30 protein-coding genes and 1 pseudogene are annotated in these 23,038 nt (G+C 41.4%); 10 read left to right on the top strand and 21 right to left on the bottom strand.

The genetic code is table 11. The features are described 5' to 3' along the window. Positions 1-8: 8 nt before the first annotated feature. The 3 genes from ACMXI2_RS17950 to ACMXI2_RS17940 all read right to left on the bottom strand — a co-directional run bounded on the left by ACMXI2_RS17950 (position 9) and on the right by ACMXI2_RS17940 (position 1,068). Positions 9-347: a hypothetical protein gene (locus ACMXI2_RS17950; RefSeq protein WP_483777461.1), complete on the bottom strand. Its 339-nt coding sequence runs from the start codon at positions 345-347 to the stop codon at positions 9-11. A gap of 219 nt (positions 348-566) precedes the next feature. Beyond that, positions 567-707: a hypothetical protein gene (locus ACMXI2_RS17945; protein WP_483777460.1), complete on the bottom strand. Its 141-nt coding sequence runs from the start codon at positions 705-707 to the stop codon at positions 567-569. Positions 708-930: 223 nt separating this feature from the next. Further along, on the bottom strand, positions 931-1,068 hold the full coding sequence (locus ACMXI2_RS17940; protein WP_483777459.1) for a hypothetical protein: 138 nt from the start codon (positions 1,066-1,068) through the stop codon (positions 931-933). A 525-nt stretch (positions 1,069-1,593) separates the two neighbouring features. Here ACMXI2_RS17940 and ACMXI2_RS17935 point away from each other — a divergent pair. The 3 genes and pseudogenes from ACMXI2_RS17935 to ACMXI2_RS17925 all read left to right on the top strand — a co-directional run bounded on the left by ACMXI2_RS17935 (position 1,594) and on the right by ACMXI2_RS17925 (position 4,740). Next, positions 1,594-3,135, top strand: a complete 1,542-nt coding sequence (locus tag ACMXI2_RS17935) for a SulP family inorganic anion transporter (protein WP_483777458.1) — start codon at positions 1,594-1,596, stop codon at positions 3,133-3,135. A 66-nt stretch (positions 3,136-3,201) separates the two neighbouring features. After that, positions 3,202-4,380, top strand: a pseudogene (gene nhaA / locus ACMXI2_RS17930) (Na+/H+ antiporter NhaA). Positions 4,381-4,410: 30 nt separating this feature from the next. Continuing rightward, positions 4,411-4,740: a TraR/DksA family transcriptional regulator gene (locus tag ACMXI2_RS17925; protein WP_483777457.1), complete on the top strand. Its 330-nt coding sequence runs from the start codon at positions 4,411-4,413 to the stop codon at positions 4,738-4,740. A 173-nt stretch (positions 4,741-4,913) separates the two neighbouring features. On the opposite strand, the gene mobC is transcribed toward ACMXI2_RS17925, so the two are convergent. The 4 genes from mobC to ACMXI2_RS17905 form a co-directional block, all read right to left on the bottom strand. Then, positions 4,914-6,902 carry a conjugal transfer protein MobC gene (gene mobC, locus ACMXI2_RS17920; RefSeq protein WP_483777456.1) on the bottom strand — a complete coding sequence of 663 codons (1,989 nt, stop codon included), beginning with the start codon at positions 6,900-6,902 and terminating at the stop codon, positions 4,914-4,916. 12 nt (positions 6,903-6,914) lie between these two features. Then, a complete protein-coding gene (locus ACMXI2_RS17915) occupies positions 6,915-8,165 on the bottom strand; it encodes a relaxase/mobilization nuclease domain-containing protein (RefSeq protein WP_483777455.1) in 1,251 nt (416 codons plus the stop codon). After that, positions 8,150-8,542, bottom strand: a complete 393-nt coding sequence (locus ACMXI2_RS17910; protein ID WP_483777454.1) for a plasmid mobilization protein — start codon at positions 8,540-8,542, stop codon at positions 8,150-8,152. The genes ACMXI2_RS17915 and ACMXI2_RS17910 overlap by 16 nt, the downstream gene beginning before the upstream one ends. A 254-nt stretch (positions 8,543-8,796) precedes the next feature. Beyond that, a complete protein-coding gene (locus tag ACMXI2_RS17905) occupies positions 8,797-9,693 on the bottom strand; it encodes a toprim domain-containing protein (RefSeq protein WP_483777453.1) in 897 nt (298 codons plus the stop codon). A 166-nt stretch (positions 9,694-9,859) separates the two neighbouring features. Here ACMXI2_RS17905 and ACMXI2_RS17900 point away from each other — a divergent pair, with 166 nt between their 5' ends. Further along, complete coding sequence (locus ACMXI2_RS17900) at positions 9,860-10,135, top strand: hypothetical protein (RefSeq protein WP_483777452.1); 276 nt, start codon at positions 9,860-9,862, stop codon at positions 10,133-10,135. Positions 10,136-10,142: 7 nt separating this feature from the next. Continuing rightward, positions 10,143-10,484, top strand: a complete 342-nt coding sequence (locus ACMXI2_RS17895) for a hypothetical protein (protein WP_483777451.1) — start codon at positions 10,143-10,145, stop codon at positions 10,482-10,484. A gap of 86 nt (positions 10,485-10,570) precedes the next feature. Here the strand turns inward: ACMXI2_RS17895 and ACMXI2_RS17890 are convergent, their stop codons facing one another. The 9 genes from ACMXI2_RS17890 to ACMXI2_RS17850 form a co-directional block, all read right to left on the bottom strand. Further along, the gene (locus ACMXI2_RS17890; RefSeq protein WP_483777450.1) at positions 10,571-10,864 is read right to left on the bottom strand and encodes a hypothetical protein; all 294 of its coding nucleotides are present in this window, start codon (positions 10,862-10,864) and stop codon (positions 10,571-10,573) included. A gap of 58 nt (positions 10,865-10,922) precedes the next feature. Further along, positions 10,923-11,720: a DUF3560 domain-containing protein gene (locus ACMXI2_RS17885; RefSeq protein ID WP_483777449.1), complete on the bottom strand. Its 798-nt coding sequence runs from the start codon at positions 11,718-11,720 to the stop codon at positions 10,923-10,925. Between the two features lie 64 nt (positions 11,721-11,784). Continuing rightward, entirely contained in the window at positions 11,785-12,093 is a 309-nt protein-coding gene (locus ACMXI2_RS17880; protein ID WP_483777448.1) for a J domain-containing protein, read from the bottom strand. A gap of 3 nt (positions 12,094-12,096) precedes the next feature. After that, positions 12,097-12,339: a hypothetical protein gene (locus ACMXI2_RS17875; RefSeq protein ID WP_483777447.1), complete on the bottom strand. Its 243-nt coding sequence runs from the start codon at positions 12,337-12,339 to the stop codon at positions 12,097-12,099. 22 nt (positions 12,340-12,361) lie between these two features. Further along, on the bottom strand, positions 12,362-12,733 hold the full coding sequence (locus tag ACMXI2_RS17870) for a hypothetical protein (protein WP_483777446.1): 372 nt from the start codon (positions 12,731-12,733) through the stop codon (positions 12,362-12,364). 52 nt (positions 12,734-12,785) lie between these two features. Then, positions 12,786-13,220 (bottom strand): DUF6908 domain-containing protein, encoded by a 435-nt coding sequence (locus ACMXI2_RS17865; protein ID WP_483777445.1) that lies wholly within the window; start codon positions 13,218-13,220, stop codon positions 12,786-12,788. A 66-nt stretch (positions 13,221-13,286) separates the two neighbouring features. Further along, entirely contained in the window at positions 13,287-13,763 is a 477-nt protein-coding gene (locus tag ACMXI2_RS17860; protein WP_483777444.1) for a hypothetical protein, read from the bottom strand. 11 nt (positions 13,764-13,774) lie between these two features. Beyond that, positions 13,775-13,978 (bottom strand): hypothetical protein, encoded by a 204-nt coding sequence (locus tag ACMXI2_RS17855; protein WP_483777443.1) that lies wholly within the window; start codon positions 13,976-13,978, stop codon positions 13,775-13,777. Positions 13,979-14,035: 57 nt separating this feature from the next. Next, a complete protein-coding gene (locus ACMXI2_RS17850) occupies positions 14,036-14,473 on the bottom strand; it encodes a hypothetical protein (RefSeq protein WP_483777442.1) in 438 nt (145 codons plus the stop codon). A 681-nt stretch (positions 14,474-15,154) separates the two neighbouring features. Between ACMXI2_RS17850 and ACMXI2_RS17845 the strand changes: the two genes are divergently transcribed. After that, positions 15,155-16,147 carry an IS110 family RNA-guided transposase gene (locus tag ACMXI2_RS17845; protein ID WP_483777441.1) on the top strand — a complete coding sequence of 331 codons (993 nt, stop codon included), beginning with the start codon at positions 15,155-15,157 and terminating at the stop codon, positions 16,145-16,147. Here the strand turns inward: ACMXI2_RS17845 and arsB are convergent. The 5 genes from arsB to ACMXI2_RS17820 are packed head-to-tail and all read right to left on the bottom strand — an operon-like array spanning position 16,131 to position 19,655. Continuing rightward, positions 16,131-17,231, bottom strand: coding sequence for an ACR3 family arsenite efflux transporter (gene arsB / locus ACMXI2_RS17840; RefSeq protein WP_483777440.1), 1,101 nt, complete (start codon positions 17,229-17,231; stop codon positions 16,131-16,133). The two genes, ACMXI2_RS17845 and arsB, sit on opposite strands and share 17 nt — an antisense overlap. 2 nt (positions 17,232-17,233) lie before the next feature. Then, positions 17,234-17,614, bottom strand: a complete 381-nt coding sequence (gene gcvH / locus ACMXI2_RS17835; RefSeq protein ID WP_483777439.1) for a glycine cleavage system protein GcvH — start codon at positions 17,612-17,614, stop codon at positions 17,234-17,236. 19 nt (positions 17,615-17,633) lie between these two features. Next, the gene (locus ACMXI2_RS17830) at positions 17,634-18,407 is read right to left on the bottom strand and encodes a metallophosphoesterase family protein (protein ID WP_483777438.1); all 774 of its coding nucleotides are present in this window, start codon (positions 18,405-18,407) and stop codon (positions 17,634-17,636) included. A gap of 20 nt (positions 18,408-18,427) precedes the next feature. Further along, entirely contained in the window at positions 18,428-19,270 is an 843-nt protein-coding gene (locus ACMXI2_RS17825) for an arsenite methyltransferase (RefSeq protein WP_483777437.1), read from the bottom strand. 55 nt (positions 19,271-19,325) lie between these two features. Then, positions 19,326-19,655 (bottom strand): ArsR/SmtB family transcription factor, encoded by a 330-nt coding sequence (locus ACMXI2_RS17820; protein WP_483777436.1) that lies wholly within the window; start codon positions 19,653-19,655, stop codon positions 19,326-19,328. A 468-nt stretch (positions 19,656-20,123) separates the two neighbouring features. Between ACMXI2_RS17820 and ACMXI2_RS17815 the strand changes: the two genes are divergently transcribed. From ACMXI2_RS17815 to ACMXI2_RS17800, 4 genes are all read left to right on the top strand, one after another. Further along, positions 20,124-21,128: a helix-turn-helix domain-containing protein gene (locus ACMXI2_RS17815; RefSeq protein ID WP_483777435.1), complete on the top strand. Its 1,005-nt coding sequence runs from the start codon at positions 20,124-20,126 to the stop codon at positions 21,126-21,128. Between the two features lie 234 nt (positions 21,129-21,362). Further along, positions 21,363-21,842 (top strand): MauE/DoxX family redox-associated membrane protein, encoded by a 480-nt coding sequence (locus ACMXI2_RS17810; protein WP_483777434.1) that lies wholly within the window; start codon positions 21,363-21,365, stop codon positions 21,840-21,842. Positions 21,843-21,900: 58 nt separating this feature from the next. Further along, the gene (locus ACMXI2_RS17805; protein ID WP_483777433.1) at positions 21,901-22,269 is read left to right on the top strand and encodes a hypothetical protein; all 369 of its coding nucleotides are present in this window, start codon (positions 21,901-21,903) and stop codon (positions 22,267-22,269) included. 143 nt (positions 22,270-22,412) lie between these two features. Further along, a complete protein-coding gene (locus ACMXI2_RS17800) occupies positions 22,413-22,931 on the top strand; it encodes a hypothetical protein (RefSeq protein WP_483777432.1) in 519 nt (172 codons plus the stop codon). Positions 22,932-23,038 lie beyond the last annotated feature (107 nt).

Raw genomic sequence — 23,038 nt, 5'->3', positions numbered from 1 at the left:
ATGATGTTCTAAGAACTAGGATTTTGATACTTTTCTCTACCAATCGGACGGTTGTTCAATAACTCGAACTCATTATGCTGTACTTGTAAAAAGAGTATTTCTATTAATCGCTCCATCGTTATTTCAAAGACATTCGTTAATGCCATCATTTCTATCAGTCTAAATTGTTGCGGATCTTCTACTCTTGACCAAACTGTATCTGTGTTCGAGCGGAAAAACGAACCGAATAAGACCGGGCCGAGAATAATTACAACATTGTATAACGTATCGTTGGCTTTGTGATTTTTCATAAAAAATTTAGCGGCTGAAATTTTTGCTTGCTTGCCGCCGGTTAATCCTTTCTTCATTGTATAAAGTTGTTACAGCTCCATGCTTTGCCATGTTCTGTTTGCTGCTTCTAAGAAAAAATTTATTTTAATCGCTTTATCGGTTATCTGCATTCTATCAAGATTGGATTTCACAATAATGAATTTTTCTAAATTTCTTATTCTTCAAGTTCTTTTTCCTGTTGTTGTTCCATTAACTTTTGACGCGCAGGCTCATCGCACCTTGCACGGATATATAAATCAGCAATCTTCATGACTTAAAATTTCTGTGATAGTAATTTCTGCAAACTGGTAGATAATGTCGAGAATAGCTGCGGCTTCTTCAAGAGATACCGTAATGCCTTGTTCACTCAGTATTTTCACTGCTGTTTCAGGCTTCATTTTTTTGTCCATAACACACTCATGTTCATACTTCACAATTCCAAGTGCTATGCGGGATAACACAAATTTACAAATGAATGTGCATTATTCTAACGTCCAGCATTATGCCGGAATATCGTGTATAGCTACTGATAAAAGCAAGATGTATCAATGTGCGCCAAAGTTCTAAAATTTAGAAAGTATTTAAAAAAATGGCAATAGTTCTAAAATTCAGTCAGCGATATTAAGGTGGGTCAGGTGGGCGGCGTTTTGCTTTCTCTCGAAGTGCTATAACGTCTTGAATATCTTTTACAATTCCTTTATCAAAAAGAACTTTCATACCTGGGTGATCTTTGATAAGATTCTTTTTTTCTTTTTCCATGAGGATATTATATAGATGTTCATAGAACGCGAAGTAATATCCAACCTGATAAATGAGAAGCTGCCGTTTGAACTTTTGCATGAGCGTATTTTGCTCAAAAGAATTGAAGAAAGTTATACGCCTACCAAGATAATATAGATGTTGCTCAATAGATTTCAATTGCTTACGGAGCTGCCAAATGGGCAACTTTTTATAAAGGTTGATGGAAAAGAATTGAGGGAGGATTGTCATATTCCAAAATGTGATTCTGGAAAGTACTGGAATTGGTAGTCTTTAAGAAATATCGCCGGTTGACTTTTACTATAAGGAAGTTGATTTTTACCACATCTGTTGGAATTTATTTCGTTGTATTACAAAAAAAATCTAAATTCGCTGCCGAAATGAATAGGAAAATTACATCTTCAGCGGTTACTCCACCCTAACTAGCAGGTTTTTCCTGTAGGCAGCACTGCGCAATGCGGGGCTGCATATCTATTTATATTATCCACTCACATATTATTCTCTTTGTTTATAAACCATCATTGTATGAAGGCTTACCTTAATTTATTTGACTTTAAGCAAAAAGTTAACTACAAAACTGAAATTCTATCAGGCTTAACCGTTGCATTGGCTTTAATTCCTGAAGCCGTAGCCTTCGCTCTAATTGCAGGTTTATCTCCTTTAACCGGCTTATATGCTGCCTTTACTATCGGTCTTGTTACATCAATCTTCGGAGGCAGGCCCGGTATGATTTCCGGGGCCACAGGAGCAGTGGCGGTAGTGATCGTAGCATTGGCTAAATCACATGGCATTGAATATGTCTTCGCCACAGTAGTTTTGGCGGGTGTAATACAAGTTAGTGCGGGGCTTTTACGTCTGGGCAAATTTATCCGGCTGGTTCCCCACCCGGTAATGTTTGGCTTTGTAAACGGTTTGGCAATTATAATCTTCATGTCACAACTGGTACAATTCAAAACAACAGATGCCAGCGGCGCTTTGCATTGGATGAGCGGAGCACCTTTATACCTGATGATCGGTTTAGTATTACTTACGATGCTTATTATATGGGGATTGCCTAAACTCACGAAGGCAATACCATCTTCATTAGTAGCTATACTGGTTGTGTCTGCAATAGTAATAGGGATAAACGTTGACACAAGAACCGTTGGCGACATTGCATCCATTAAAGGAGGATTCCCCCCTTTCCATATACCAGAACTTCCGTTTTCACTGGAAACAATAAAGATCATATTCCCTTACGCTCTTATAATGGCCGGTGTTGGCTTAATAGAGAGTTTACTAACATTAAATCTTATTGATGAAATCACTGAAAGTCGAGGCCGTGGTAATAAAGAAGCTGTAGCGCAAGGTGCTGCTAATATTGTTACCGGTTTATTTTCAGGAATGGGTGGCTGCGCCATGATCGGCCAAAGCCTCATCAATATTTCATCTGGTGCAAGAGCAAGACTATCCGGCATTATAGCTTCAGTAATGTTATTGGTTTTTATCATGTTTGGTTCATCCCTCATTGAAAAAGTACCTATGGCCGCTCTTACCGGTGTAATGATTATGGTAGCTATCGGCACATTTGAATGGGTAAGTATCAGGATGATCGGCAAAATGCCGCGCCATGACATTTTTGTAGGTATTTTAGTTGCTGCTATTACTGTACTGTTACACAATCTGGCCTTAGCGGTACTGATCGGTGTAATTATATCTGCGCTGGTCTTTGCCTGGGAAAGTGCTAAAAGAATCCGGGCGAAAAAATATGTTGATGAACAAGGCATCAAGCACTATGAAATCTATGGCCCTCTTTTCTTCGGGTCAATATCAACATTCAATGGAAAGTTTGATGTTTTGAATGATCCTAACGAAGTTATTATTGACTTTAAAGATAGCCGGGTAGTGGACATGAGCGGAATTGAAGCATTAAACAAGCTAACTGAGCGGTATAAGAATGTAGGAAAGACCCTGCACCTGCGCCACCTAAGCGAAGATTGCAAGTTGCTGTTAAAAAATGCGTCTTCATTAATTGAGGTTAACGTGATGGAAGACCCTCATTATAGGGTTGCGGTAGATAAAATTTAATATTTTCTTATATTACCGAGATGAAGTATAACCAACACTGGCACCGTCTTAAATTTCGTTCGTTCTATGCAAAAGAAAATCAATTTGAATGTCTTTAAAGAATTTGTGCAGTCTGGCTCAGTTGGAGGGACTATACTTCTTTTGTGTGTTGTTATATCACTTTGTATTGCTAACTCCCCTTTAGGCAGCGAATTTGAGCAACTACTGATAAAGGAGATTGGTTTTTCGTCCTCATACATTCATCTAAGACATACTACATTACAATAGGTTAATGACGGATTGATGGCAATATTTTTCCTTCTGGTTGGATTGGAAATTAAGAGGGAACTAATTGAAGGTGAGCTGTCATCTATCAAGCGATCTGCACTGCCTGTATTTGCTGCGTTCGGTGGAGCTGCTGTTCCCGCCCTAATTTATTCGTTTCTTAATGATAATACTATACATGCAACCGGTTGGGGGATTCCAATGGCAACGGATATTGCTTTTGCTATTGGAATAATATCCATTTTGGGTAAAAAGGCACCGGGTTCTTTGAAGATTTTTTTAGCGGCATTGGCAATTGTAGATGATCTGATTGCCATCTTTGTGATAGCATTATTCTATTCAACGGATGTGCATTTTATTTATCTGATTTGTGCTTTTGGCGTATTTCTACTAATGCTGGCCTTAAATCTGTTAAAGGTCAAGCATTTGAGCTTTTATTTATTGCCAGGACTTTTACTTTGGTACTTAATTCATCATTCAGGCATCCATGCTACAATAGCGGGGGTACTTACTGCAATAACTATCCCGACTACAAGTGATGCAACAGAATCTTCACTAGAGAAACTTGAGCATTTTTTGACGAAGCCTGTAAATTTCATAATCATGCCGATCTTTGCGCTCGTCAATACGAATATAAGGTTTGAATCGGGCATGTTGGACGGCCTTTACAGCAACCTAGGGTTAGGGATTGTTTGCGGGCTGGTATTGGGTAAACCAATTGGCATTACCCTCATGTCCTGGATTGTTGTAAAGTTGGGTTTCGCAGAACTTCCTAGAAAAGCAAAGTGGATTCATTTACTAGGGATAGGGTTGTTGGGAGGCATAGGATTTACAATGTCTATTTTCATTGCGTTATTATCTTTCAACAATGAAGCCATTCAGACCGAAGCAAAGTTTGCCGTTTTAATTGCTTCTACAATTTCTGGCATACTAGGATATCTACTATTTACCGCTATTAGTAAAAAGCAGCCCGATAAATAATACGGTATTTGTCCACGAAACTTTAGCAACATGACACCTGAACAAAAAAAAGAGCTTAAAGTTGTTATTGAAAAGAAAATTACAATGACTGAAATTGCCATTGCAGATTATAAAGATATGACCCAGCCGGTTGCACCGGACGACGCTATCGGACGTCTTAGCCGTATGGATGCTATTAATAATAAAAGCGTAATGGAAGCCGCTTTGAGAGAAGCAGAAAGCAAATTAAAACGATTGACTGCTACATTGGGAAACTTAAATAGTAACAATTTTGGTATTTGTCAGAAGTGTAAAGAACCTATTCCCTATAACCGACTGAAGGCAATGCCTGATAGTCCAAATTGTATTAATTGCGCTTAGCGTTAGCGAACGCTATCTACTGCTGACTAAGGCCAGGGCATCATGACAGAGACTTTATTTACTTGTAAAATATCCAATGGTGTTTTCCTGGAGCCACTTGCATTTTATTAATACACTAACCTCAATTATAGGATTGATACTCATCATGGATAGTTTGCATTTTGCGCGAGGTATCATTTTTTCACGATCAGTCCCTCCTGTGAGGGATCATTCAAAACAGATTGTAAAACAGCCTCAACAATATCTTGCACATCCTGTTTAATGATGGCATAATTGTCCATTATATCCTTACGGGTTACAGCTTTCACTATCGGAACGGGCAAATAGGTTTCTTTTTCAATTTTCAAGGCACTGTTATCAACCTTCACATGAGCATGAAACCGTTTCAATTCAATGGGCTGGTCGGGTGTATCGGCAGTGATGCCTACAAACTCGCCGGAGGATAGGTTGGAAATTGTGCTCACTGGCACGGCCATTTCCAGTTGCTTACTTCTGGAAATGGAAGTGTCACCGCTATTTATGGAAATGCTTTCTCGGTCTTGCATTGTTTTACCGAGCCTTTCCGATACCTGTTTCGCCAGATCCCCACTGGTCTGTCCAATCATTATATTTCCGCAAATATTCAACACTACATCCGCCCATTCTTTGCCATATTGCCAACGCAATTGATGATCTGATTGCATTGCCAAGATGGTAGAAATAAGGTGGCTCCTTGCACTTGCGATCTGTGTTGAGAGTTCCAGAAATGTAAGGGTGGGAAATTCATCCAGTATCACCGCTGATTTTATTTTGTCCGGCTGGTTCATGATCTTACTGATACGGGTCATGAAAAGGCTTAATAGGGGCCCATATACTTCTTGCTTCTGCGGATTATTTGCTAAACAAAGAATCTTCGGGGATGCCGGGTTATTAATGTCCAGAGTGAAATCATTACCACTAAGCAGATAGTAAATTGTAGGCGAAGAAAGTCTTGCAAGACCGATCTTTGCTGCGTCTAACTGACCTTCGAGTTGCTCCATTGTATTTTCAACGAATGCAGAAATGAAGGGTGAAATGAAGGCAGAAATTTCCGGCTCCGTCTGAAGCACCGTAAAGAGCTTATCCATTTTTACCTGCATAAACTCAATTATGTGCGGCAATGTGCAATACCGTCCATCCTCATACTTCCGCAAAAACCAAATGACTGATATAGTAAAGTTTATTGCCGATTCGACAAAAAAATCCCCTTGCTTACGCAACCAGGATTTGTTGGTTCCTAGCATTAGGATTCGCGCTGCCTCAACAGCATCGGATATGTCGTGCATCATTTCCGGATAGAGTGGATTACACCGGTTGCTGTGCGGCAGGTCGTCAAAATTTATAACATGAAATGAGGGTTTGCGCGGGTAGTTCTTTCGATTTATTAGATAGTGATTGTATGCTATGATTGATAAATCAGGGTACTTAAAATCATATAAAACCATAGCATGATTCTTAGCCAGAAGTTGGCGGATTGTAGGCTCAATAAGGTATCTGGATTTTCCAGCTCCGGGCGAGGCCACGCAGAGCAGGCCACGAGCTGGCGATACATAATTCAGCCATGAATCCCGCTTCGCACCCTTATAGAAATAATATGCGGGAAGGTTTATTGAAAATTCATTCTCTAGTAGTTTCTCCTGCTGCGGGAACGTTTCATTTTCTTTATTGAATATATCGCCGCTCAGTCTTTTTTTTAAAGACCTGGCTATTATACTACCGCCAGTAATAAGGAGTACGAATGCCAGTGCGTTTAATAGAATGTAGGTTGCTGCAACAGCCTGCGCGGGCAGTCCGTCTACTAATAAAATCAAACCACTCACAAAGTAAATAATGAGGCCAGAGAACAGCAGCGCAACGCCTGCACGCGCATCTGCTTTTTCATCCTTTCTGCCTCGCACTCCAAGCAACGAAATAAACAATAATAGGAGTGCAATTATTTTACTCTTAAAGTACCCTGTTAATAGGCCAGTTTTGACGATATTTTTTAATAGCTGGTCGGATATGTTGCTAGTCCATCCGATTTGCTTAAAAGCATAGTAGCAGTTGTAATAGCAATGAAGAAGTAGAATAACTATTGCTATCATTCTAGTGAGGTCAATGATCTTCTTCAACCCCTGTTCGCTCTCACCTGTTCGCATTGACATAACAACAAGATTTTAATGAAACAATCTTTTCCGTTTTTTCTTTTTTCTTTCGTCAAATTCTGCCTGTGGGGAAGTTTCCTTTTCAATGTCAAACACTGATTCTACAGCGCCCTTCACGGCATCCGCTTGTGTTTGTTCATTCTTCTGAGAATTGGAGGTATGCTGTTTTATCAGTGACGTTTCTGGACGCAGCATGGGGATCTGCTGGATACGTTGTTGCATTTGGTTAGAGCTGTAGGGTTTGCCGAGATCAGAACCGTTAAAAACAGATTGCGTTTTATGATCAACGTAGGTTAAGCCGTAAACATTGCCATCCGCGTTTTGCCGTACAACAAGTGAAATCCTCTCTTTCTGTAAGTAGTTTTGTAATTCTGCTAAGGTGATACGTCCTTTTGTTGCAATGATGTAGTCCACGGCATTACGAACCCGCTGCATATGCGGGCGGCGTTGCACCTGATTTTTCAGGAAGTTTTTCTCTAAGTTTTTAAGAGTTGGTTTGTTGTAGATGTGACTGGCAGGTATCGGGACACCAACCTTTTGCCCGTTCGTATCAAGCAGTCTATAGACCAATCCACCGGACTTATAGATGCGGGATTCCTTGCTGCCCTGGTCAGCAACAATATTGTATTGTCGGAGAACTGCATTTAACTCTGGCAAAGAGGTGTATTTGTACTTCGGTAGTACCGTATCGAGAACATTTGCGATGGCCCGTTTGGTACCGGAGGCAGCATTCTTTCCATATAAAAGTTTTTCAGCGTTAACTGGCTTTACCTCATATACCTGTTGCCGCTGCTTTGAATCAGCACGAACTAGATTAAAATCCTTTTCAATTTGTTTGCGAGCTTTTTCGGACTGATTTTTTCCGATGTTGTGGAGTGCAATTCTTTTCCCGTTCCGTTTGATGTTGGTAGTAACGATGTGGATGTGGGGATGGCTTGCATCTTCATGCTTGTAAACGAGATATGGCTGATCTCCAAAGCCAATTTTTTGCAGATATGAATCGGCTATCCGTTGAAGGGTTACGTCGTCCAGTTTCTCTGACGGATCAAAGTTCAACGAGATATGAACACTGTTCACTTTCGTGCGCTCATTACGGGCAGCTAAGTTCTGAAGTGTTCCCAATTTATCGGTAATGCCGAGCTGCTGAGTGTCCTTTGCAAAATTTCTGGAATGGATAAGCACAGCGGTGGACTGCCGCACCTTATTTTCATTATAGTGCAGCGCATTTCTCAGGGATTTACTAGCGTTTACTCTTGCAACCATTTTTCGCTGATTTGAGAAATTTTGTCTTTGATTTCAGTTACTTTTTCATGCAATGCTTTACGGCCAATTTCATTGAGCGATAACCATCCGGATAGGTCTGATTTATCGTTGAGCATGTGCAGTTTTTTGACGACTTGGTTATAGTTATTGGCGATGGCATTCAGCTCATCTTTGAGCAGGATCAAGACTGTCATTAGGTCATCGAGAGATCGATTTCTGTGATACATTTTTATAGGTTTATCCAATAGGATTTTCCGAATATGCTCGCTGAATTTCTGACTGGAAGAATTGGTGAATTGCTTGAATAGCTTTTGGTATTCTTCCGGGGTAAGCCGAACATGGAGATGCTTGTCACGATTGATTTTTTGCCCTTTCATTTGATAAGATTTAAATGGCTTAAAATGGTTCTTTTGTCGACTGTGGCGATTTCCGGCCCCGACTTCGGAGGAAGGCCGGCCAGATTCGGTTGAGGCTTGTGCCACAACCGTACATCTGGCCGATCATGGCGCAGCAGATGATCTCAGATTTTGTCATGGTGGACAAAATGGGTATGCAGTGCTGGATTCCGTAATCGCAGATGTTAGTCATGGCCCGAAGCCCTGGAGAGCAGGGAGCCAGTCGCCCGGATAGGCTACGGGCTTCGGCGTTGTTGTTGGTGATGGTGCTGGTGCTGCTGTTGTGGACGATTGTTCAGCATCCATTCGTTGAGGTCTTTTGACGGCGCATACAACTTGCGTTCATCGCTGAATTTATGGCAGTCTATGGCTAATGCTTGCTTGGTAAATTTGTCGCCGGATTTATCGTTGTCGAGGTATAGTTTGACACGATCATGGGCTGTCATGCGGGAAATATTATTGTCGAAAAAAGAGAGAGAATTTAGTACTAAAAAATTGCTAGCGGGCTGCTGTTTGTTGCGGTTGATCGCTTGGTGTGAAAGGAAGTTAAAAAAGCCCTCAAATACCGCGAGTTCCCCGGATTTATTATCTATAAACGTGGAAGTTTTTGGGGAACTACTGGCTTTGATATATTTGTTACGAAGCTCATAACCACCCGCATCATTTTTGAAGCCGAGGGCATAATAGTTTTTGCCTTTGAGGTTGTAATGCACCTCCTTCAAATAGCGTTCTGCTGTATCTAGCGGAATACCACGTTGTCGCACATACTGAATCAGAGGAATTGAGGTTATGGGCTTTACCCGGCTGACAGTAATTTCGCTGTCTGTTCTACTGGAAGATTCCTGCTGTGGAGCAGGTCTGAACATTGGTGTGTTCACGTCCAGCTTTTGCAGAAAGTCCTTCACGGAACATTTGTGAAACTGGATGCCAAAGTCTATCAGGTTGCCGCTGTCACCGCTTCCCCAATCCTTCCATTTGTTCATCTTGCGATTGATCTTAAAGGAGGGCGTTTTTTCCTCTGGACGCAATGGAGAGATATACCAGTAATGAGGTTCGTTGATCGTCTTCGGCTGGAAACCAATTTTGGTGAGATAATCCACCATGTCCAGCTCTTTAGCTTGCTCTATTGTCATAACTCACATTTTTCAATTCCACAAATCAATATTGCAGATACAAAAGTAGATATGTGACACAGGCGAGAACATACCACTGCAAAGAAGGAAGTGGGTGAAGTATCAATGCGACGATGGAAGCGAATATTTTTACGGAAAAAATATTTACTCACAAAAACAGAAGTGTATGTTAAGTGCGAAAGATGTTGTAGTTGTTTTTGAAACATTACTTGCAAGCCCTGGAATGGGCGATGCGGTGAAGGTGAGCGTTAACCAACCACGGAAGTTAATCCTGCTTCTGGTGAAGGTGATCGATTCTGGTTTAAAGAACCGCGAAGATGGGCTACTTGCCGGGATGGATGAAGACACCGCTGATGCGATTAAAAGTATCGCAGATGAATTGCTTAAAAAAGCAGGTCTGACCGAACTAAGCGAGAAAATATCTTTGTTAACGCAGAAATGATTGAGGTATGGAAAACAATGTGCTGGCGTGGGGAAAAGCCTCGCAAATGGGGCTGCGTCCGAAAGACTATCCGTATGAAAAGAAACTGGTTCCTACAGGAATGGTGGTTGCCCGATTAGATTTTAAAATTTGGGCAAAGAAGGTCATGGGGATAAATGGCTACTTCTCTCAGGAAGGAGGATTAAGATTTCAGCTAACCGTTTTCCTAAATAAGCGGTTGCGAAACTACAAGCTGAACAATGAATCCATAGACTTCGCCTTTTGCCCTGTTGATTGCCGATATGAATTGAAGATTGGGATAAAGAAAGACAGACCATTTTTGGAGAGTATACGATGTATGGAAGCATAGATTGATTTTAATTTGGGCAGTGGGAAGCTGCCGCTGTGCGCCGCTGTTAGGCGATTGTGAAAAGCATGGCGGCAGCTTTTTCGCATTTAATACAATCCTTTCTTCCACATATCGAAAAGCTCTTTTTCTGCATCTTCAATATTGGAGAAAATCGGGTGCATCCATTGTGTAAGGACTTGGTATTTCACTTCGCCTCTGTGAGTGATTTCGAGAAAGAAATATCCATCGAGATAAACATGAAATGCAAGAACATCACCTTCATCCATAAGATCAGGAGCGTAAGGGTATTGCTCAGGATCTGCGACGGCATCCTGTGCCGTAACCCGGTTAGCTGACCGGCAAAATACATTGTAGGCATTTTTCCTTTTACGTATTGACATATGGCTGTTTTGGGAGTGAGAAAATGGCGGCGCCGGGAAAGGCGCCGCAGGTCAGTAATTATTTGTCGCCGCGTTCCGCCTGATACAGTCCGGCCACCATATAAGCATGATTTACCGCGCTGTTGCTGATGAACTGTTGCCAAGCGTTACCCTCTGATCGAGAAAAACGGAAACCACGATCACGGAGCCGCTTTCTTATATCTTCGCCGGGAATCTGAGGAAAGAATAATTGAACACGGTTTGCCTCTGCATTTACCACTACCCGCACACCGTTGATGGTTTTCTCAAAAGTGTTAAGTTGTTCCATCGCTTCCAGTTGTACAATACGTTGCTTTATCCGCCGGATATTGGCATTGTTATTTTTGAGGGAGTAGTGAGCAAAACCGATTGTATTCATGCAATCCGGGGTTGTGATTTCCTGCCAGATTTTTTCCGATGCGTGGGGAAGTTTCATAAATGCCTCCTTGTTACCGGATTTTACGCATTTGTTTGCTTCCTTCATGAAGTCCTGCGCACTCTGCAAGGAAGCCAGTTTGTTCCTGAGTTTTACGAGTGCCTGCGGGTCGTCTGATGATATGGCATCGTTGGCCTCTATCGTATCGGCCTTGCTCTCATAATACTCTGCTTTGTCACTGGCTGCAAAAGCCTTTCCGTAGGTGTTATGTATTTTTTCGCGGTAGCTACGATCTCTCTTTTCCGAGTGGTGACCCACAAGAATAGGCTGGCCCATTGGAATAGCTGATGCCATGTTTTTAGCCTGGTCATAAAGCTGGTTAGATTCCTTTTGCAATTTGACCGCTTTTTGTTTCGCATATTCTATGCGGTTTTGTTTTCGTTCTTCATAATTGTGTTTCATAATGATGCGAGTTTGTAGCCTGCCCTCGATGTTGTCGAAAGGCAGGCCAATTAAAAAAAATGTATTAGGAAAGAAGTGTGTAAGCCGCGATTATCTTCTTACTCATGGCTTCGGCTTCGGTGAGCCGGTGTTGATTCGTATCGGGGTGCCACTGACGAATTAGCTGGCGGAATGCTTTCTTAATTTCTGCTGCGGATGCCCCCTGTTTAATTCCGAGTACCTCATGCGGTGTTTGTACAGCATCGGTAATTATTCGGGTTGCATCTTCCTTGCTCATACGTTGAGCAAAGGCATCCCGCCAGCTTTGAGGACTGCCGTAACCGCTGGCCGTGTCGTATGTCTTGTAACCATCGAGGAAACCTGTCTTTGCCATAGCTTACTCGTTTATCAGGTTTACTTCATATGGCGTGCATTTGCCGGGTAGTCCGAGGGCGGAAAGGTGTTTGCAGGTACGGTGCGCTTTCCATCCTGGACAGGAGCAGGCCCAATGCCTGCCCTTTTTGTTTTGTGAGATAACATAAAGACGGTTGGAGCTTTCGCTCTTTACGTTGAATCTGTGTTGCCATTGGTCATTGTCGGGCAATGCCATGTCAGGCCGTACATAAATTGTCGGTTTCATTTCGTTTGTATTTAAGTGTGAGTTAAAAGATGAGCTGATAGGCGAGTTTAAACTTCTCGTTTGTGGTCTTGTGTTCTACGTACTGTTGCAGGCAGTGACAGGTAAATAAGGCTATCATGCCATCAAAAAGCTGATCTGCAAAAACCTTTGGAGATTTAGCTAATTTTTTCCCGTACTGGGTAATGATTTGGCTAGTTTCAGCGGCGTAACTCAGCCAATGATCCGGGCCGATAATTGGATTTATTTTCCACTGTTTACGGAGTTCGTCAGGAGCGGCAGTAATGCCATCAGAAAAAGATTTAGCGAAGTCAAGGAAGCCGGGGATTTCTTCGGGTAAAAGTTCGCAGATTAACTTCGCCTTATGAACGTTGTACATTTGATTAAGTGCAGGCATGTGATAAGATTTTAGAGTGAGAGAATAAGCGCGGATTGCTCCGCGCTGGTTATTATTTCAGGAAACCTTGTTGTTGGATATTTTGGAGCCAGAAGTTTGCAAAAATGCAGTGCTGATGTTGGTAGCCCGGCCAGAACGCTTTTACTGTATTGTTTTCAATCTCCATGCTTTCCTCATACAACCCGCGATTGTCTTGCTGGTACATCTGCGGGCATATGTGGAGATTTTTATAATCTGTCGGCTCCTTCCGGCAATCAACCACTAAAAAGCACATTTCAGGATCGCGCATTAGATCACCGTTTAGCTCGTAATAATGGCAAAGGCTGTAGAGTGTACCTTCTCCGACTGCTGTAGTTATATACCTGTTCAGCAATTCCACAGTTAAAGGCATGAATCCGGAGGATTCAAGTTTCATATGGCATCGTGTACCCAACTTTTCTAAGATTTGGCTAAATACTTTCGTCGCCTGTTGATTTATCTTTTTCATGATTTAAAATTTATACGTGAGAAAAGAAATAGAGAGTGGAGCGGCGGTTGTGCCGCTCCGTTATGTTCATGCTTCGTTAAGTTCTTTCTTGTATTTCCCTTGCACGGTCTGAGAACCGTATTTTGCACGGATTTTTTCAAGGGGTGCGCCATTGCCACGCACTTTAAAGGCTTCATTTCTGTAGAACCATGCAACCTTTTTTGAGGCGAAAATGAAACCGGCATCTTTCAGGTTTTCCTTTACGGGTTTAGTGTTACCTGTTACCCATATCCAGTTGCCCACTAGCTCAATGGTGATACCGGGCAGGTGTATAATTTTTTCAATTACGGCGCGGTATTCTTCGGATAGTTTCAATTCTTGGTCTACCTGTTCATCAGTCATACCGGAACCCTTTGCAATGAAAGCACAGGCAAACGCATATTCTTTGTTGATCTCCTGCATGGTAGCGGTATCTCCGCCCATGTCTGGATGATGTTCTTTTGCCAGTTCGCGGTAAAGCGTTTTTACTTCTTCTAAGGTTTTGCAGCTATTGAAGTATTTCATGACTTGAATTTTTAAATGTTGAAAAGGGAATAGTTTGCAGTGGGGGCGGGTTTACTGTTACGGGTGCTATGCTTGGCGCGGAGATAACCTACAGCCACATCATCATTTTTGAATATCACCCACGCGGAAAGCAGGGCTTTAGATCGGTCTGTATGACGGCGGCGCTGAATCTCCCATGACATGCGCATTAAGCGGCTAAGTGTTGTTGTTTTCATGTTTAAAATTTTTGATAGTGAGGAATAAAGCCGGGGCGTTTCACCCCGGCGGTGGGCTTATTGATCGGAGTTTTTCAGCAGTTCATTTAGCTTTTGCTTCACTGCTTTTGCGGTTTCGCCCTTCCATGAATGAGCATTGCCGAGAAAGTAACAAACAATACTCCGGGCGCTATCCTCAAAAAAATGATCGTTGATACTGTCCAGCGTTTCCATTGCGGACAGGTAAGGTTTCGCGGTGTAGTGTATGTTCTTCCAGTCCGCGCGGATGATCTTTGCGATCTCTGATAGATTGTTAGGAATTTGCATAACGAAAAAGTTTTGAGTTAAACATTGCGGCTTATTATGTGCGCCGCTTTCTTCTTTTTCGCACGCAAAGCGTATTAGTGTTTTCAGGATGCCAGAGAACTGCCCGCCAGAAAAAATTTTCTCCCTGAGTCCCGTAACAATAAACGCCAACGAGGGGAGAAAAATTTTTCCAGGGCTGTTCGGCGGCATCCTGAAAACAGTACATCTATTGTGAACTTTATGGAATTAGAGTGAGAATCGTATGTACGTGGGCGCTGTTATAAAGTGGTATGGAATCCTATGCAAAAGGAAAATCTGAAAATGGACATGGTGAGTAGGCTAACATGACGTACAAGAGTGCGACCTTTAGTTTAGCACTTTAATAAATTGATAGATAACGACACTAGGAAGGTGAACTATCGTTGCGACAGGAGATCAGCTCCCAGGAGCTTATTAGACTTTCCTTTTTTAATATTTAAGAGGGTGAACTATGGGAGTGAGCGAAAGAAAGGTTCAAGTTGTGTATTAGACCCTCTTATTTTTATTACCAAGATTTTGGAAGACATCACGGGAAGGTTCAACTGTTGTTGCGACTGAAGATCAGCTTCACACTGCGTATTAGACCTTCCTTTTTAAGAATTAGAGGGAGAACTATGAGTGCGACTGGAACACCAGTTCCGCGTTGCGTATTAGTCCCTCTTCTATATTATTCGTAACTAATATATTTGAAAAAGAGAAGAGGTGAACTAGGTGTGCGACTGGAGTGCAGCTCCGTGTTGCGTATTAGACCTCCTCTCTTTTTAAGTTGCCAGACAATTTAGAATATTAGCCATTGCGGGCTATTAAAGGTCTTAGTCGTAAGGCAACTATTTATTACCTCAAAACAAAATTATGAGAATTACAAACATTCTGGGTATTGATGTATCAAAGAATACCCTCGATTGCCACTTGTACTTACAAAAAGAAGAACTGGATGCTGTATCCAACAATGAAAAAGGTTTTAAGTCTATTAGCAAGTGGATTAATAAACCCTGTAAGAAATCAGTAAATGAATTACTGGTCGTCATGGAATATACAGGTATTTATACTTTCGGTATTGAAAGATATTTGTATAGTAAGGGAATAGCTTATGTGAAGCGTCCGGCGTTGGACATTAAACGTTCATTAGGTATGGTAAGAGGAAAATCAGATAAGGCCGATGCCAGATTTATCAGCAAATATGGCTGGATGAGAAAAGAAGAACTCGAACCAATGAAGCCTGTTAGTGTTCCTTTAATTGAGTTGCAGCAGTTAATGAATTACAGGGATAAATTGGTTACTGACAGAGCTTCTTATATTTCGAGGATAAAAGAATTGCAGGGACAGATGGGCAAAAGCCTTCATTCCATCATAGTTGAATCCAGTGATTATATAATGGATATTCTATCCAGCGAGATAAAGGAGCTGGAAAAGTCAATTAAAGAGTTATTGGGAGAAAATGAAGATCTGCAACTAAATTATGAACTCATTACAAGCGTAGTTGGCATCGGCTTCGCTACCGCAGTTCATTTCATTATTGCTACCGAAAACTTTACCCGCTTTACTGATGCGAGAAAATTAGTTTGCTATTGTGGAGTAGCGCCCTTTAAACATGAATCAGGGACAAGTATAAGAGGGAAAACAAAAGTCAGTCATTTAGCGAATAAAAAGCTAAAGACTCTTTTGACACTTGGTGCCATAGCAGCCGTCAGATATGATCCCTCGCTCAAATTAAAATATGAGCAAAAGGTTAAACAGGGAAAGGCAAAAATGAGTGTACTAAATATTATTCGTGCAAAATTGATTTACAGAATATTTGCTGTGGTGAAAAGACAAACCAAATATGAGGTCAACCTCGCTGCTTAGTTTTATATACAATTTCTTTAGGCGTTAAATAGTATTTTCTTCTTAGAATAAAAGCAATATTGACCAGGGCAATTAATGCAGGAACTTCTACCAGTGGGCCGATAACGCCTGCAAACGCCTGGCCGGAATTAATTCCAAATATTCCGATAGCTACCGCTATGGCTAATTCAAAGTTGTTTCCAGCAGCAGTAAAGGATATGGCCGCATTTTGCGAATAATCTGCACCTAACTTCTTTCCTAAAAAGAAACTGGCTAAGAACATTAAAGCAAAATAGATGACCAGTGGTAAAGCAATACGCAGGACATCGAAAGGTATTTTGACAATCAATTGTCCCTTCAGGCTAAACATCAGCATGATAGTGAACAATAATGCAATCAAAGTTATCGGCGAAATAAGGGGAATGAATTTCTGCTGATACCATGTTTCTCCTTTCCATTTAACAAGGACATACCGGCTAATTACTCCGGCGGTAAAAGGTATACCGAGGTATATCGCTACACTTTCCGCAATCTGAGCGATGGTAATATCCACCGTGATGCCTTTATAGCCGAATAGAGGCGGTAAAACGGTAATAAACAGGTAAGCATAGACACTAAAGAATAATACCTGAAAAACGCTATTTAAGGCCACCAGGCCCGCAGCATATTCCCGGTTACCTTCGGCCAGTTCATTCCACACAATCACCATCGCAATACACCGTGCCAGGCCAATCAGGATTAATCCGATCATGTACTCTGGATAACCATGTAGAAAAATTATAGCCAAACCAAACATTAGTATCGGCCCAATGATCCAATTTAAAAACAGGGAAGCACCCAATATCCTGGTGTTTTTAAAAACCTTTCCCATTTGACTGTAGTTCACTTTTGCCAGTGGTGGGTACATCATCAGAATCAACCCTATTGCTAATGGAATATTTGTGGTTCCTGAAGAATAGGAATTAATCAGATCGCCTGATCCTGGAATAAAGTAACCCACCGCTACACCTATTGCCATTGCCAGGAAAATCCAAAGCGTTAAATAGCGGTCTAAAAAGCTCAAACGTTTTCTTTGTGTAGTAGGGTTGCAATTATTGGCGCTCATGATTATTGGGTGATCTTTTGTTGGTATTGATTCGCGGAAAGCAAGTCGGTTAATTCTCCTACTGCCTCGATTTCTATTTTAATTATCCATCCATGTCCATACGGATCGGTGTTAACTAGTGTTGGTTCCTGCAATAATTGTTTGTTGGTCTCCACCACTTTGCCTGATACGGGCATAAAGAGATCACTGACGGTCTTAATCGCCTCAACCGAACCAAATACAGTATTGTGCTTAAAAGTGAATCCGGTATTAGGTAGATCGAGATAGACAATTTCCCCCAATTCACTTTGTGCAAATTCAGTAATCCCAATAGTCCCGATACTACCCTCCAAACGAAGCCAGGTATGTTCTATTGAATAGTGTAAATCTTGAGGGATGTTCATATTGCAATTATTGCAGTGATTAAATTCCATTGCGCAGACTTGCTGCATAGTCGTTTGGCAAAGGACTATCTTCTACAGCTTTGGCAGCCGTTTCCACATCGTAATTAAAACGAATAAATTCGACTGAAATACTTTCTTTATCAAGCACAGAACTGTTTTCATTAATGGTAATGATTACATATCCGCCCTGCGGATTGCCATCCTTTGGTTTTCCCACCGAACCGATATTGATGGCATGACGGAAATGATTTAGGCCATCGATACCGGAATTTAATACACGGTGATAAGGTTTATGTGTGTGACCAAAGCAAAGGATATCCGCGTCGGCCTGTTCCATAATGCGCAGCATACTTTTTTCTTCCCTGTCTTCAAACAGATATTCGTTTATTTTTCTAGGGCTGCCATGTACCAGCAGCAAATTCAGCTTATCTTCATTTAATTGAAATTCTTTTTTCAGATGCGCAGGAAGCGTTCTGAGATAAGCCCTTTCTTCAGGCTGTATAATGGAATTTGTAAATGAAATAGATACATTACCATTACTTTTTTCCTGGTCAGATTTGTACGCACACCCGCATTCATTACTCATGCGCCCAATGCCAAAATCATAATTACCGGCAATAGTAGGTATTTTTCTTTTCCTTATTTCGTTAATGACTTCATTGGGCCAAATATTATACCCCACGAGATCACCTAAGCAATAAATGTAATCCGGATTACGATGTTCAACGTCCTGGAAAAATGCCTGCAACGCAGGTAGGTTAGCATGAATGTCACTGAATAATGCAATAGTCATATTGATCGTCTTTTTTGAAATTAATTACAGCATCCGGGTGCGCAGCAAGCGGTTTCTTTAGGTTTCTCTGCATACACTGTAATACTGTAAATACCTGTACTGCCATTTCTGAATTGCTCAATTTCTTTTGCTGATAAATACTGTGATAAAATATCTTCCGGAATATGAATCATCTTTTCTTTTTGAATGGTGATGTTTTCAAAACCATTGGTGGAAATTAATTCCAGGTACACTTGCTTTTGAATAGCTCCTGATACGCAGCCAGCATACATTTCGGCAGCTTGCTGTATGGCAGGTGGTAATGTTCCTTCCAGGACAATATCAGAAATACTAAAATGCGCACCAGGTTTTAATACCCTGAAAATTTCTTTAATCACCCCATCCTTATTGGGAACGAGGTTTAAAACGCAGTTACTGACGATCACATCAGCCGTATTCGCGGTGACAGGCATTTTTTCTATATCACCCTGCCTAAACTCTACATTGTGAAAACCTAATTTCTCTGCATTTTCCCTAGCCTTGTTAATCATTGCAGGTGTAAAGTCGATACCAATTACCTTACCTGTTTCTCCCGTCTCAGCGCGTGCGATAAAAGCGTCATTGCCTGCACCTGAACCAAGATCAATTACTACATCTCCTTTTTTAATTTTTGCAAATTGGGTGGGCAGTCCACAGCCCAGACCAAGATCTGCATCAGGATTGTATCCCTCCATATTTGTATAATCATCGGTCATGATATTATATACTTCAGTGGAGCAACAGCCTGATCCGCAGCAAGATGTTTCATTAGTTTCTTTGTCCTGCAAGGCTATTTCACTATATTTCTGTTTTACAAGTTCTTTTAGTTGATCTTCTGTTTGCATGACTTAAAGTTTTATTGTTTCATTGCAATATTGCGATGTATTTAATCAAAAAAAATCAACAGCAGCCTTCCTTGTTGGAATACGCTACAAAGAATGTATCTAATGCGGTTTTGAATTGCTTCCAAACTTTCGGATCAATACAATAACACACGCTTGTTCCTTCGATAGTGCCTTGAATAAGACCTACATTTTTTAATTCTTTTAGATGCTGGCTGATCGTTGCCTGCGCCAGTCCCAACTCCTCCACTAAATCCCCGCAAATACAAGCCTGCGATTTGACCAAATGTTGAATAATGGCAATCCGTGCCGGATGGCCTAAAGCCTTCATCATTTGAGCCAGTTTGTTCTGCTTTTCGGTAAATATTTCTGACTTTGTTAATCCCATATCTATCGCAATATTACAATGGATCTATGAACCGACAAAATTTATTTTGATCCACAACAGGTCGAACGAAGAACGGAGTGCGTCGCAACCGAAGATGATAAAGCGGTGCTGCTGGCCTCAAAAAAAGTATAAAAAATATTTGGTTTGATCTTAGAATACGCAACGGGGGTTTAATTGATGTTCCTATCCCGACTACCCAAAAACCATTAACTATTACCGAGAGTGTACATTATCAATAAAAAAGTTTATAATAATTTCTGAATTGCCATGTAATCCAATGCCACACTAGATAAATATGTGAAGGATTGTTGCAGAGCTGTATATAATTAAATGAGAGGAGTTTAGTAAATTTATATAGGGGCAATATAACCGGACAATAACCCCATTATTCAGTAATCATTTAAAAACACGCAAGAAATGCCAGCAACTCATTAACAGGAAACCATTAATCATTTAAACCCACCCTATATGTTTACCTTATCCGAACGGACAAAGGGAATAGTTAGCTTTATGCCAAATAATCCCCAAGAATTGCCTCAGTCCTACATTCCCGGAAGCCTCGCATTCCAGTCCACCAACAATTTTGGCGATTTTTATTATCAAGAAGTGCAACAGAAAAACTTCACCATCTGGCGAAGTTCTTATCATCCACATGAAGATGTTTCATTACGGGTGATTAGAAACATGGAATGGCTCGGTTTTCGGCTCATGCTGAAGAAGCACATTGCCCATGTGTTCCTGGGAAAGCCGATTGGGATCATGCAGGGCCAGATGCACTTTGCCTATTCCCCGCTGACAGATGTTGAGCTGCTCTTAAAGGGAAATGAAATTTATGAGGTAGTGGATATGCAGGTATCGCCGGCACTATTCAGTCAGCTAAAACTACGGGGCCGGACGTTTGATGCCTTTTCTTCCATGATTGGTTCAGACAAACCGGTGTGGATTTCAGAGAAGCCTGCATGGAGTGACTATACAGTATTGGAGGGAATGGAAGAACTATTACAAGATCCTACAAAAGAAGGTATAGCTAAGGAAATAGTGCGACAGGTAGTGCATACACTTATCAAAAACAACGGGCATGATAAGAAGATAACGTATGACCAGGTGGAAAATTTGTACCTCGTAAGGGAGATGATAAGAAAAAGATACCCGGAGGCAATGACATTGCAGCAATGGGCGAAGGACACCCGGATGAACACTACAGACTTCAAGTATAAGTTTCGTCAGGTTTTCGGCATTACACCCTATCGCTACCTGATGTATGAAAGAATAAAAGCAGCAAAGCAGATAATGCTTTCAGACCCACAGTTACCACTAAGCGAAGTAGCAAGGCAATGCGGATTCCGTACATACAATAATCTTCGGCGGGCATTCTATCCGATGGAGAAAACAAAGTTGTCCGTATGGCGGGACAAGAATTTAGGAATGGCGTTTCAATTGCTCGTTGAGGCTATGCTGTTCGATCTGTTGTAAAAACGGCTATGTGTCAAAAAGGCAATTTTTTACATCAAAAAGGCAATTTCAGTATTATCGTATTGTTATCAATGGAACAGCTTATTACCTTTAGTAAAGATTTAGCAGACAAACTGGAATATTGTAGCCCGCAGCTTTAGACAATCGCAAGTAACTCTTAATTACCAACAAAAGATTAGGTCAAATAAAAATAAGGATCAACCTTATCAGGTATTGCCTTGCCTAAAACGAAAAATGAATACCCACAAAACATACCGCCCATCACTAACCGAAAGAACAAAGTGGACATTGACCGTCGAAGCAATAGCAGCAGGGCTAATGTTCCTGTTTCTATTTACGGGCATCGATAAATTGTATAATTATGGACAGTTTAGAGATGCGTTGAGTAAATCACCGGTATTGGCGAATGTGGCGGGCTTAGTGGCGTGGTCACTACCAGTAGCAGAACTTTTTATAGCGACGGCACTTTTTATCCCGACTATGAGAAAGACGGGATTAAAAGCCACAATTCTTTTACTGGCAGTATTCACTATTTACCTGAGCTATATGATGGCATTTGCACCGAAGTTGCCGTGCATGTGTGCAGGGTTGCTGGAATCATTGTCCTGGAAGTCGCACATCATTTTCAATGCTGTCATGATCGTATTGGCAATAATAGGAATTGTTGCCAGCGGTAAAAGCTCCAGTGCAGGAAGTCGTGCGCCACCTTCGTAACGTGGGTCATCGTCCGGTTTTTTCTAAACAATATTTATAAAAGCTAAAATTTCATGTCATGAAGAAGTACTTGTTCGGCATACTTGCCACAGTGGTAGCCTTTACTGGTGTTGCTTTCAAAGAAGCAAAAAGTTCCAAGCGTGCAGATATGTACGTGTTTGAGTTCAAAAGCTCCCAACCTTATACACAAGGTAATGTACAAAATACCTCGAACGCATATTGGGAATACAAGGGGCTGAATCTGAGTGGCTGCGCCAACATTAACCAAAAAGCCTGCCGCGTGCTGGTGAGCGCCGATTTTGTTGATGATCCGGATAGCCCAACGCAACTATCCGGTGTTTCGATCACAGCAACGCAAAGCGGAACTACGGCACACGTAACCGGAATTTCCGGTACCGGAAATCTGTATTCCAATCAGGCGGACTGATTAATTTTTAAGCAGGCAAAAAGGCTACCTCCTTTGTAGAGGGTAGCCTTTTTGTCGTGAGCAAGAATATTCGTATAACTGTTGTTCAGTGCGGATTTGAAGCGGCTAAAATCAGTAAATTGCTTACAAATGATTATAAGAACATGCGAACCACTTTCTATGCACTGATTTCACTATTGCTGGTGTCCTGCGGCTCTCAGCAATTGACGAAGGAGAAAGCCGCAGAGATCATTTCAAAAAAGTACCCGAAAACTATTGATTGGGAAGTATTCACCGCTGACCCGAAGCACGCAGCTCGCGCCCTGGATTCAAAACTGGAAGATGAAGGTTATATTAAAATAACGAAAACACAATCACTTGCCGACGCTGGAAAGCCCTTTATCAGCTTCACCGATAAAGCAGGGCCATACTTATTACCTGTCACAGATAAGGATAGAGAATACAGTATCCAGCGGGTTAAGATTAGTGAGCTGCACTTCAAAGAGATCACAGATGTTATTGAGCAAGCTGACGGAAAACAAGCTATCGTCGAGTACACCGTTGAACATCGTCATAATACGCCGTTCGCTCAGCTATCTCACTATAAATTGGAGGGCGAAAAAAAAGAAAGGGCTGTGTTCGCACTGGCTGATGATGGATGGAAGATGGTAGAGAAAAAGTAATTCGCAAAATTGAGGGGCTGCCGGTTCGGTAGCCCTTTTCATTAAAGGAAGAAAGCCATAAAAGCGGTTACACGGAGCCGTTATACTGAATCGCTGTAATAATTAAA

This window comes from Chitinophaga sp. G7 BAM 1005 (assembly GCF_057126945.1).
The sequence above is the reverse complement of the archived record's forward strand: the minus strand, read 5'-3'. Positions and strand labels throughout refer to the sequence as shown.